Origin of the sequence: Nostoc sp. NMS2 (genome assembly GCF_017115105.1) — a bacterium.
Taxonomy (GTDB): domain Bacteria; phylum Cyanobacteriota; class Cyanobacteriia; order Cyanobacteriales; family Nostocaceae; genus Nostoc.
In genome coordinates this window covers 24,977-37,315 of the sequence record NZ_JABXKH010000161.1, presented here as the reverse complement: position 1 = coordinate 37,315, position 12,339 = coordinate 24,977, and the positions used below count along the sequence as shown (strand labels likewise).

General features: G+C 43.1%; 9 protein-coding genes. 3 read left to right on the top strand and 6 right to left on the bottom strand.

Translation table 11 applies throughout. The annotated features are described in order from the left end of the window. Window positions 1–15: 15 nt before the first annotated feature. A complete protein-coding gene (locus HWQ36_RS29450) occupies window positions 16–546 on the top strand; it encodes a cofactor assembly of complex C subunit B (RefSeq protein WP_292709448.1) in 531 nt (176 codons plus the stop codon). Between the two features lie 438 nt (window positions 547–984). Here HWQ36_RS29450 and HWQ36_RS29445 read toward each other — a convergent pair whose 3' ends face one another. Beyond that, window positions 985–1,302, bottom strand: a complete 318-nt coding sequence (locus HWQ36_RS29445) for a DUF3155 domain-containing protein (protein ID WP_041566316.1) — start codon at window positions 1,300–1,302, stop codon at window positions 985–987. A 286-nt stretch (window positions 1,303–1,588) separates the two neighbouring features. On the opposite strand from HWQ36_RS29445, the gene HWQ36_RS29440 reads away from it, so the two are divergent. Then, the gene (locus HWQ36_RS29440; protein ID WP_292709446.1) at window positions 1,589–2,932 is read left to right on the top strand and encodes an ATP-binding protein; all 1,344 of its coding nucleotides are present in this window, start codon (window positions 1,589–1,591) and stop codon (window positions 2,930–2,932) included. Between the two features lie 133 nt (window positions 2,933–3,065). Here the strand turns inward: HWQ36_RS29440 and HWQ36_RS29435 are convergent, their stop codons facing one another. The 5 genes from HWQ36_RS29435 to fbp all read right to left on the bottom strand — a co-directional run bounded on the left by HWQ36_RS29435 (window position 3,066) and on the right by fbp (window position 10,885). Beyond that, window positions 3,066–4,307, bottom strand: coding sequence for an S-layer homology domain-containing protein (locus HWQ36_RS29435; protein ID WP_292709445.1), 1,242 nt, complete (start codon window positions 4,305–4,307; stop codon window positions 3,066–3,068). 949 nt (window positions 4,308–5,256) lie between these two features. Next, window positions 5,257–6,618 (bottom strand): glucose-6-phosphate dehydrogenase assembly protein OpcA, encoded by a 1,362-nt coding sequence (gene opcA, locus HWQ36_RS29430; protein ID WP_292709443.1) that lies wholly within the window; start codon window positions 6,616–6,618, stop codon window positions 5,257–5,259. Between the two features lie 94 nt (window positions 6,619–6,712). Further along, window positions 6,713–8,242 carry a glucose-6-phosphate dehydrogenase gene (gene zwf, locus HWQ36_RS29425; protein WP_292709442.1) on the bottom strand — a complete coding sequence of 510 codons (1,530 nt, stop codon included), beginning with the start codon at window positions 8,240–8,242 and terminating at the stop codon, window positions 6,713–6,715. 134 nt (window positions 8,243–8,376) lie between these two features. Then, window positions 8,377–9,522, bottom strand: a complete 1,146-nt coding sequence (gene tal, locus HWQ36_RS29420; RefSeq protein WP_292709441.1) for a transaldolase — start codon at window positions 9,520–9,522, stop codon at window positions 8,377–8,379. Between the two features lie 313 nt (window positions 9,523–9,835). Continuing rightward, window positions 9,836–10,885 (bottom strand): class 1 fructose-bisphosphatase, encoded by a 1,050-nt coding sequence (gene fbp / locus HWQ36_RS29415; protein WP_292709440.1) that lies wholly within the window; start codon window positions 10,883–10,885, stop codon window positions 9,836–9,838. Between the two features lie 744 nt (window positions 10,886–11,629). Between fbp and HWQ36_RS29410 the strand changes: the two genes are divergently transcribed. Then, window positions 11,630–12,208 (top strand): Uma2 family endonuclease, encoded by a 579-nt coding sequence (locus HWQ36_RS29410; protein ID WP_292709438.1) that lies wholly within the window; start codon window positions 11,630–11,632, stop codon window positions 12,206–12,208. Window positions 12,209–12,339 lie beyond the last annotated feature (131 nt).

Below are 12,339 nucleotides of genomic sequence, written 5' to 3'. Positions count from 1 at the left end.
CAATAACAATCAGTTATGGATACTGCTATTCTGCCATCTACGTTCCTGCTAACCTTGTTGTTATCGGTTGGGCTGTTTTTCTTTATTCGTGCCTCGACTAAAGACCGCATACAAACAGTGCAACTGGTATCTGAGCAAGACGAATCTGTTTTAATGTCTCAATTAAAAGAGTATTTTCACTCCCGGTCTTACCAAGTGGCAGAGGTAGACCGAGAACAAAACAAAGTGACTTTTGAAGGCAATGTTCGCCCCAGTTGGTTTTTAGCTATATTTTTAACTCTGCTGGCAGCGACTGGGATTGTTTGTCTCTCACTAGTCGTATACCTGCTTTTTCCTAACCTCAGTCCCCTTGTTTTGGCTATGGTACTGCTGTCGCCTTTAAGTGGTCTATTTTATTGGAAAAAATCTGGAAGACTTGAGAAGGTGTCACTCAAAGTAGAAACAACTCAGAGTGAACAAACCTCCTCAAGTAAGATCACTGTAGTTGCCCATCGAGATGAACTCAGTGAGTTACAAAGCACTCTACAGCTTAAGGCTGGTGAATAATTGTTGGTTTTTTAACTATGATATGCAGACTTCTGACCTGATCTAATCTTTAGGTAATGAAAAGTAGGAAGGAGGAAATCAAGACCTCTGCTTTGTCAATTTTCCCCACGATATGAGTCGCGGGGAAAAATTTAAATTTATTAACTTAAATTCGTTGACAGAGCTTGGTTAACAATTTACGGCATGAGAGCGCAACTTAACTAGCGCTTTTGAAGGCGCTTGGCTCTATACCCACTCCCTTCTATATCATGACACTAGTATCAACCCATGCAATCTAGCGTGCTTTGAGACTAGTTTATGTTCCAACTACCTGGACTAGGTTGACTGGCAAATCAGCTCCAAACTAAAAAAAAATTAAATTTTGCATAAACTTAGCTATTTTGCCAGTTAATGAATAGTCAGGAGCCACATTCAATGCGTAAGATGACCATCTATGGTTCACCGGCTAGCTAAAGCAAGAGGTTCTTGACCAGGCGAAGGTTCTAATACCCTCAAGCTAGGAAACAAGAAATGGTTTTCCTCTACGTATTGAGCACCAAACAGTCCCTTTTCTGCCCAGAAATAACGATCTGTGGTGTGTTCATTTCGCTTTACGAGTAGCAACGCCGGTGGCAAAATCCCTTCAGCTTGAATGAATCTTCTCGCTGCTGTCACAGGTTTTTCTTCGCCACTTTCGATGCTATATTGAGGCACGTGTTCCAAAATCCGCCGTCCTTCCTGACGACGGCGACTTTTCCTTTTGCGTCTCCTTGCCAACCTATTGTCCTCCTCTTTCAAGCTATAGATTGTAGTGTTAGCTACAAAATCCGTCGTCATTATATAAGTTCTAGTTCAAAATATCAATAGTTTTTAACCTTTTCATGCAAGAAAATTAACATCTTTGAAAATAGATAAAACAAGATTACCTAAGAAAATAATTCCTTGGTGCAAACCATCACTAAGAAGATTTTAGTTAAGCTTTATTGAATGAGTGAGGTAAAAATTAAGTATCCTCTCTTATCATCATGCCTCAAAATCTGTAATCTTGAGCAAGAGCTAAAAAATGTTAATGTCTGCCAGTTCCGATTTTATTGCTCTGTGTCGAGAGCAAATAGCGCTGCTAACCCAAGGGCTGGGAGCAACTTTAAGTATTGTGTACCTGACACAAGAATTGGTAGAGACTCCTTCTGGTGAGGCCAAACTGATTCCTGTGGTAATTTACCCAGAAACAGCATTATTACCTCCAGGAGAAGAGACTGCTGAGACGACAGTACACAAGCAACTTCAAGTTGGAAATGTGTTTATATTACCCAACGATCGCAGAAGGTTATTGACAGCAGGATCGGAATCTCCAACCTCTTCACAGGAGTCTGAGGCATCTCAACCCCATTTAAAAGAGGAATACCTCTTTAGTGGCAACCAAATTGTTTTACCTCTGGTTTATGAGGGTGTGATGATGGGGTTACTGGTGACGGGTAGGCAAGACCGGGCATGGAATGAACACGAGGAAAGTCAAATTCAACGGATAGCCCAAACATTAGCGATCGCTTGTATTTTAGATCAACGCCGGGCATGGTTTGAACAACAGTTACGCGAGCAACAAATTCTCCAAGAAAAACAGCGAGATTTGCTGGATAACCTGTTGCATCAGTTTCGTAACCCATTAACGGCGTTGCGGACTTTTGGTAAACTGCTATTGAAGCGGCTGCGACCGGGAGATACCAACCGAGATGTGGCTAATAGTATTGTGCGAGAAAGCGATCGCCTCCAAGAATTGCTGCAACAATTCGATCAAGTAATTGACTTGACAGAGACAGATTTAGCACCACTACATCTCCCTGAAGAAGTATTTGTGGAAGCAACTATCCAAAAATCCGCTAAACCGCCGTTATTATTGCCGGGAACGGGAGATAAAGCAGTTGACTGCTCGTTAGCAGAGATATTAGAACCATTATTAATATCAGCCAAAGCGATCGCCCAAGAGCGAAAGCTAAAACTAATAACTGAAATTCAACAGAATTCACCCCTAGTACGTGCCAACATCAAAGCATTACGAGAAGTTTTAACTAACATCATCGATAATGCTTTGAAATATACTCCTACTGGGGGCAAAATTTTGATTCAGGCGGGGCAAGAAAAAGCTAATTTTCAGGGAATTGCGATCGGTGACAACGGGCCTGGCATTCCACCCGAAGATTTAGAACATCTTGGAGAACGGCATTATCGGGGTGTACAAGCGCAAACAGAAATCCCTGGCACTGGTTTAGGGTTAGCGATCGCAAAACAATTAATAGAGCAAATGCAGGGCGAAATCGAGGTTTTCAGTCCTGCAATTAACTCTAAGCTAACTTCACCCAATGCGCGGGGGACTACTTTTATTATTTGGTTGCCAGAAGTTCAAAATTAGTCATTTGTCATTTGTGCTTTGTCATAATGGCTAATAAATGAAGTTAGTCATCAGTCATTTTTCCTTTATAAATACTAATGACCAATGACCAATACTTCGACTACGCTCAGTACAAGTGACTAATGACCAATGACTATTTTAGTGAAACCAACAAGTTTTGATTGATTGTCATTTGTAAGTCTGTATTTGGGTCAATTGCCACTAAGTCAACACTATTCTTACCGAAGAACAGACCAACTAACGCACCGATACCAGCGCCACCCAAGACTTCTTCTGTGGCGATCGCGCGATCGCCAGTTACAGCAGATACCGCAGTTGCTGCACCTGCGCCCAATACAGTATCCTTGATAATTGAACCAATACTAGTGCCCTTCTTGACGGTTTCAGTTTTGGTAATCACTTCAGAAGTAGCGTTAAGTTGATACTCCTGACCATTGTTTAAAACCAGTTTCTCAGCAACGAATTGAGAACCGCCTGTAGCAGGCTTGAGTTGACCAATTACTTGACTACCAGCCGGAATCACTACAGATCCGTCTTGTGTTACTACGTTTTGCGATACTGTCAATGTCAAAGGCGCTGTTTCATCCTTTGTAACCAGAATTTTTTCTGCCTTGTCATACTTCACAGGGATAGCAGTCCCTTGAGGAATTGTGACTGATACAGGCGTTGGGGTAGTAGACCCGACAGCCACAACATAAGGCGAGTTAATTGCTGAGGCTTGGTTAGAACTAACCAATGCTTGGTAGATAAAAGCTGCTACTTGGGCGCGAGTAGCGGTTGCAGTTGGATTCAGGAACTTCACATTCGGATAGTTCACGACGATTTGCTTTTCAGTTGCGGCTGCGATCGGGCTACGGGCATAGCTAGCGATGTTAGAGGCATCGTTGAAGTATTGCAGAGTGCTTTCGGTATTGCGACTGGGAGTATATTCTAGACCGTTAGCGAGGGAAACTAAAACCTGTTGGCGGGGAATAGCTTGGTTAGGTTCAAAGCGATTACCAGGATATCCAGATAAGAAACCAATGGTATAAGCTTGCTGGATAGCACTTGATGCCCAATAATTGCTGGGCACATCAGCAAAATTGATTGGCGATCGCTGCTGTGATTTTTGGAAAGCTTTGTTGACCATAGCGGCAAATTGAGCGCGTGTCACCGCTTCTTCAGGGCGGAAACTACCATCAGGAAATCCGGCAATTACCCCTCGCTGTGACAATTGTTGAATAAATTGTGCCGCCCAATAATTAGATGAAACATCAGAAAAAGTAGTTTGAGCTAAAGATGGCGAAGCTGTAATAAAAGGCGCTACAGTGCCGACTGTGACGCTCAAAGCCATGAGTGCAGCTGTGCCAGATTGCAACCGATTAAAAGTAAACATTAATTTTTAACCCCAGTACAATTATTTTTATTACTGTTAATTAATTAGACATTTACTAAAGTATTAGGTTCCCATTAATTTCTATTTTTTGTAGGAACCATTACTTTTGTCATATAGTCAAATTAGATAGTTAAATTAGGGAGCATCCCAATTTTGCTAAAAGGCACAGAACTGGCACAAAAACTCTGTACAAACATCTTTCCTTTGCGTTCTTTGCGTCCTTGGCGGTTCGTTATTTCATTCCTAGTCTAATTCCAAATACCCTATAAAAATAAACTTGCACATTTGGGATGCTCCCTTAAATTATGAAAAAGCCTGTCAAGATAGCTAGCAATATATAATAGTGTAATCAGCCTCTTACCAATTAGAAGACTTTTCAAACATCCTCTAATTGGCATCAAAAGCTTTAGAGAATTTTTGAAAAGTATTGGGCGAATAGAATAGAGCATCGCTACTACACAAACCAAGTCCACCGAGGTGGACTAATACAAAATCAAGGTTTTTAACCCACGCAGGTGGGTTTTGTTTGTGTAGCCGCGACTTCTAGTCGCCCGGCTTCCAAGAAATAAATTATCCATCTTGTGGGGTGGGCAACATGAGCGCCCTAAATCTGGAACGAGCAAGATGCCCATCCCACAAGAAAATTTGGGATGTTTTTTATTTGGAAGTCCCTTAGATCCCAATACGGTTCGGTTAAGGTTTTTTGATGAAAATTCTAGATCGCAAAGACGCGATAAATCGCCGTCAAGACGAAAGACTGATTGTTGTAAAGACGGCGATTCATCGCGTCTCTTGTCTAAACCGAACAGTATTGCCTTAGATCCCTCTAAATCTCCCTTAAAAAGCAATACAGTTCAGTTAAGCTCATAAATCCTTAACTGAACTGTAGTTTTTATGAAAACACCCTGCTTCCTGCGTCGGAAAGCAGGGTAGAGGGGTTAGGTCTAAGTTAATTCGCCAATTTGAAAATATTTGCTGTCACTCCCAGACTTTCTTCAAAAAGGGACTCACGACCCCAGCGTTGCACCTGCTGACTCAGTAATGCTTCGGCTTTTTGTTCCGAAAGTGAAGTTACCTGTTGAAACAGACCGGCAGATTGGGCACCACCATGTGTTTCCATCCGCATACAACCACCAGTTTCCGAGCAGATAACTGTACCACAGTCTGCCTGGGGATTTGTCGAACTGAGGCGCAAGGCAATCAAGTCACCAATAATATCGCCCACATCAGCAACCGGAACTCCTGCTAACTCGGCTTCTACTTGTCGCTGATCTTGAGAAATAAAATGGATGCGAGTGATATCATAATCACCGCTTTCCTTTTGATAAGAAACTGGCTGCCAGTCTAACCGACTTGCCAGCCAACCCAAAAACAGCAAAGCTTGGGCAGGGTTGCCTTTTTCGTAATCAATCGTAACGCGGTCAATTTCTTTGAGGGCGGCGCGACGCTTAGGAGAATCGTAGGCTTCAGCTGTCAATTCTTGCCATGATGCGAGGCGACGCCAGTTCAAATCAGCTAAAGGTACACCAGTTTCTACCAACTCTTCTAGGCGGAGTAAATCACTTTCTGGCTCGTTAAAGTTGCAAGAATCTACAATGACATTATTACAGATTGCTGCTAGACGCTTGAATAGACCGTTGTTAGGGTCTGGTGTCGCCTTCCACCAGAGAAACTTCGGCAAACCGCCAATCAACAATGCTGGAATCATGCCACCGATGCGTTCTAAGGCAGCAGCAGTACCACTGAGAGTAATATATTCGCAGCAGATAAGTGTGCTTGATGATTGCTTTTGAATGGGGCAATAGGCAGAAACTTGAGCCTTAACTCCTTCATCTTCGCCAGCAATGGGAAATAGCGCAATGATGCGGCAGGGGTTGCGGAGAGCGATTTCATCGGCAATTCTGGGGCTGCCGCTATTTAATCCAGCAGCAGGATGTTCCCCCCCAGACCCACCTCGCTGACCTTTAGCGAATTCTTCTCGTAATACAGTCAGAGTTTCTGGTGTTGCTGTTCCGGTTTGTGGTAAACCATGTTTATTTTGCGCTTCCCGCAATGCTGCTGCCATCTGTGGCCCTAAGATGCCATCAATTGGGCCGTTGTAAAATCCTAAAGCAGCCAACAAATACTGAGTTTCTTCTGGTTCGTAGACTACTAAAGTAAATGTTGTTGCCCTAGTAGCACTGGGGAGTCCACCGTCCTCGCCAGTTATGCCATAGCTTTGCCAAATTTGATTCAGTTCCGCATCTATTTCGTTAAGCGAAATATCTTTCGGTGCTTGGAGTGAAAAAATTGTAGAAGTTTGGAGAGCCATAGGAGATTTTGGATTTTGTCATTTTTCATTTGTCATTGGTCATTGGTCATTGGTCATTTGTTTTTACTAGTGACTAATGACTAATGACTAATATTTAGAGTCTGCGCCAGCGACGGCCATCCTGGTTAATTAAGAGTTCTGCTTGTTCTGGCTCCCAAGTACCGGCTTCGTATTGGGGAATAGTAGTAGGATCGGCGGGTGCATCCCAAACGGAAAGGGCTGGTGTTACTACCTGCCAAGCTGCTTCTACTTCGTCCGCCCGTGTGAATAATGTTTGATCGCCCATCATACAATCAAGGAATAAGCGATCGTAGGCATCGGATGTTGCTTGGATGCCAAAGGAACCATAACTAAAGTCCATATCAACGGAACGGGTGCGGAATTCTGCCCCCGGCATTTTCACATCAAAACGCAGGGAAATACCTTCATTTGGTTGAATCCGCATTGTCAAAATATTGGCGTTTGTCTGTTGGGCGGCAGATTGGAACATCCGAGATGGAACTTCGCGGAAGTGAATCGCAATCTCACTCACTTTTTTCGGCATCCGCTTGCCAGTCCGCAAGTAGAAAGGAACACCTTTCCAACGCCAGTTATCCACCAAAAACTTCATTGCTACATAAGTGGGTGTGGTGGAGTTGGGGTCAACGCCTGGTTCTGTCCGATACCCTGGCACTGCTTGACCTTTCATCCAGCCAGCACTGTATTGCCCACGGACTGCTGACCGCGACAGATTGTGAACATCAGCTAAACGAGTAGCTTGAAGTACTTTCACTTTTTCTGTGCGGATGCTATCGGCATCCATTGCGTTGGGTGCTTCCATCGCCGTTAGGCAGTAAAGTTGCATGAGGTGATTTTGCAACATATCCCGCAGTGCGCCGGCGCTTTCATAGTAACCAGCCCGGTCTTCTACGCCCACGGTTTCTGCTACGGTAATTTGCACGTGGTCAACAAATTGACGATTCCACAAGGGTTCAAAAATCGCATTGGCAAAGCGAAACACCAGCAAATTCTGGACTGTTTCTTTACCCAAGTAGTGGTCAATACGATATACTTGATGCTCTTTGCAATATTTCTGTACCACTTGGTTAAGACTTTGGGCAGAAGCCAAGTCCCGACCAAAGGGTTTTTCAATTACTAGACGATGTTTGTAGGGATCTTCTAGCATCCCGCCGCTTCCTAGCTGCTTAATAGCTTCGGGAAAGAATGAGGGGGCAACGGAGAGGTAGAACATACGATTGCCTCGCGTGCCCCGTTTTTCGTCTAATTCACTCAATAAAGTTTTTAGTTTCTGGTAGCCTTCGGGGTTGTCTATATCCCCAGGACTGTAGAACAGACCTTGTGAGAAGTCTTGCCAGAGTTCCCCTAAATCAACATCAGGATGTGCCTCTTCCATGCCCTTCAGCATTTGTTCGCGGAAGTATTCATGGCTCCATTCTCGACGGGCTACGCCAACAATGGTAGTCTCTGGCGGAATGCGCCGTTCTCGCCGCAATTTGTAAAGTGCTGGCACTAGTTTGCGCCAGGTGAGATCACCAGAAGCGCCAAAGATAACTATAATCTGGGGTTCAGGCATCCCTTGTTGTTGCAGACCAACGCGCAAGGGATTTTCTAGCAGACTAACCATAGGAATTTTGGATTTTGGATTTTGGATTTTGGATTTTGGATTGGGATTGGGAAACGATTTGAGATTTGCAATTTTGAATTGGACTTCAATCTAAAATCGCAAATCCAAAATCCAAAATTCCCAATACCCACCCCCTACACTGGTGACAATACCTTGATCTTGTCTTCTAAAGAGTTCATCAAGGACTGGAAGGGCTGAATGAATTTGTCGATACCTTCATCTAACAGTTCATCCATGACGGCATCGAGATCGATGTTGATGTCGGGATCTTTGAGGTTTTCGATCAGCGTGTAAGCTTTATCTACGTCTGTTTCTAAGCGATCGCTCACGTTACAATGATCGGCACAAGCTTTAATGGTCGCTGGTGGTACGGTGTTAACGGTATCTTGGCCAACCAACTCTTCGATATACATCACGTCGTTGTAGTTGGGGTCTTTTGTGCTGGTACTAGCCCAAAGTAGCCGTTGTACTGTGGCCCCTTTTGCTAGCAACTCTTGCCAACGCTCACTTCTAATGATTTTCTTGTATTCTTGGTACGCTACCTTGGCGTTTGCGATCGCTACTTTTCCTTTCACAGCTTTTAGCTTTGCTTCCACGGCAATATCATCAACGCCTTTTTTCAACTTAGCATCTATTTTGCCATCAATGTTACTATCGATTCGGCTGAGGAAGAAGCTAGCGACTGAAGCAATTCTACTGATGTCTTTACCTTCAGCCAGTCGTTTTTCTAAGCCACGAATATAAGCCCAAACTGTGTTTACGTAGCTTTCTACAGAAAACAACAGCGTAATATTGACATTCATCCCCTCGGCTATTACTTGCTCCACTGCTGGCAAACCAGGTTCTGTACCAGGAATTTTAATCATCAGATTTTCCCGACCAATTTCTTGGAAATATCGCCGAGCTTCCTTTATTGTGGCTTCAGTATCATGGGCGATAGTTGGTGGGACTTCGATACTCACATAACCATCTAGTCTATTCGAGGCTTCATAAACAGGGCGTAAAATATCACAAGCATTACGGATATCTGCAAAAACTAGGGATTCGTAAATTTTGTATGTCGGTAAGTGAGCGCGAACTCCGGCTTCTATATCGGCATCATAAATGACGTTACCTGCGATCGCTTTTTCAAAGATAGCTGGGTTAGAGGTAATCCCAGAAATACCTTGATTTTCAACCAGGTTTTTGAGTTCACCTGATTGAATAATGTCACGGCTCAAATTATCCATCCAGATACTTTGACCGTATTGCTTAATTTCTAGTAGATGATTGGTAGACATAGCTAATTTATTTCACTCCTGTATAGTGATGTTTCTAAGTAAAGTTGGCAAAACGCATCAAATATTGATGGTTACTTTTGAATTGTGGCGTTGCCAATTACTTATCGCATCGGCCAGCTGAGATAATCTTTTCTTGATCTTCAAAAAACGCTATTGTGCATTCCCAATCCTAAATCACCATGATTAACGTTTAATTAATGGCAGATGAGAGTACAGCACAGAGAAAATAAGTCACCCTTATAAAACGTCTAAAACCCTTACGTAACAATAATTACGAATTACGAATTACGAATTACGAATTACGAATCGTCTTCTAGTGTCCGTTTTGAATAAAAGACTCTACCTTTGCGACATCTTCTTTGCTGCCAATAATTAAAGGTGTGCGCTGATGGAGTTTTTTCGGCACTACATCCAAGATATTTACCAATCCTGTAGTAGCACGGCCGCCTGCTTGCTCAATCAAAAAGGCGAGAGGAGCGGTTTCATAAAGCAAGCGCAATTTCCCTTCTGGGTTTTGAATTGTGCCTGGGTAGAGGAACACGCCGCCTTGAACCAAAATTCTGTGGATGTCGCTCACCATTGCGCCGCTATAACGAGCGCTGTAGCCTTCTGTGCGATGAACGTAGCGGATGTATTCTCGAATCGATTCTTCCCACTGCCAGAAGTTACCTTCATTCACGCTGTAAACGGAACCGTGGTTAGGAATCCGAATATTTTCTTCTGTGAGAATAAATTCTCCTAAGCTGGGATCGAGAACAAAGGAATGAACGCCTTTACCTATAGTATAAACCAGCATTGTGCATGGCCCATACAGGATGTATCCGGCAGCAATTTGCTTCCGTCCATTGGTGAGCAGATCGCTTGCTTTGCGATCGCTATCATTTCCTTCTTGTTGGCGAATGGCAAAAATGGAACCCAAGCTGAGATTATTATCAGTATTGGATGAGCCATCAATTGGGTCATACAACAGGGTATAACGACCAATGGGGCAATTTTCGGGGATATAGTAGGGATTTTCCATTTCCTCAGAAGCGAGGCGACAGACTAAGCCGCTTTGCTTAAACACTGAGATAAACACATCATTGGCGTAGACATCCATCTTCTTGACGGATTCTCCTTGGACATTAACTTCCCCAGTAAAACCGAGAACGCCTTCCATTAAACCAGCGCGACTCATGCGGCGAGCAACCAGTTTACCTGCTAAGGCGATGCGACTCATCAGCGCACTTAAATCTTGGGCATCGGGCGAAAAACTCTGAAGTTGCTGGAGGACGTGACGAGATAAGGTTGTACAATCACGATCTAAAGCTCTATCTGTAATTTCATTGATAGAAGATTCTAAGGATTCTGGCGTTTTAGCCATTTTTATGTTCTCCGCAGCCACTAGCTGTTAATTGGGTTTTAATCGTGTATGGCAACTTATGGTTGCTGCTTCTATCTTAGAAAGGTAATTTGATAACTTAGATGCGACTTTAGATAAACTAAAGAAATGAATTTTCAGCGAATCTTGCACTCAGAGCATAGATACTTAGTAGGTCGTCTAAGATATAACCAAGGTTTACTCAGTAGCTTTGATGAGGATTTGGGCTAGCGATGCCTAGTTTGGGCTGCGCCTACGCTTACTGTATTCTGACCGGAGGCGGAGCGTCTCCGGCTTTGCTCCTGACTCCTGAATTCTGTTAGATAAAGTAGAGGTAGAGGTTTAGTCTTCGCTATTGGCAGCGCATGGGTGTAAGAGGATGTTTGAAAAGTCCTCTTGTCGGTATCAAAAGTTTTAGATCCCTCTAAATCTCCCGATAAATTGGGAGACTTTGATTCTGGTTCCCCCCTTTTTAGTTCCGGTGTACACACAAGTCTTTGTATAAAACCAAAATCGTTGAAGATCCCCCTAAATCCATGCCACCTGCTCATGGGGGAAACCCCCAAGTGGAGCGACTGGCGTGGGTTAGGGGGGATCAAAACGATATGGAATCAGGTGAGCAGACTTGTGTGTACACCGGAGCTTAAAAGGGGGATTTACGGGGGATCTAAAAGTACTTAAAGTCACAGTGAAACACTTTTAAAACATCCTCTAACGCAACTAGAATTTTGTGGAGCGGAATTAATTATGACTGCTTTAACTTTACAATTACCTCCTAATCTCAAATTTACGGATGAAGAATTTGAACAGATTGTTGCTGTGAATAAAGAGTTGCGTTTGGAATTAACTGCTGAAGGAGAATTGGTAATCATGTCACCCACTGGAGGAGAAACAGGAAACCGTAATTTTGATTTGTTAGGTCAACTATGGTTTTGGAACTGTCAAAACAATTTAGGAAAAGCTTTTGATTCTTCTACTGGTTTTAAACTTTCTAATGGTGCAACTCGTTCTCCTGATGCTTCTTGGGTAAAGATGGAACGTTGGGATGCTCTCACATCAGAACAAAGAAAAAAATATCTCCCCTTGTGCCCAGACTTTGCAGTAGAATTGGTTTCTGAAAGTGATGATGTCGAGGACACTCAGGCCAAGATGCGAGAATACTTAGCAAATGGTTTACAACTTGGTTGGTTAATTAATCCCAAAGATAAACAAGTAATTATTTATCGTCCAAATCTTGCACCAGAAGTTTTACAATCTCCTACAAGTTTATCTGGTGAAGATGTTTTACCTGGTTTTATTTTAAATTTACAGCCAATTTTTGCATAAATAATCGTTATTTTGATTGTTACAGCAAGTCCTAATGCTTTTATATAAGACTTACGCAAAACTACAGGCTGTAGGGGCAATTTAAATCTAGAATTTGCTCCAACGCCTCATCAGCTATAAAAATCTGATAT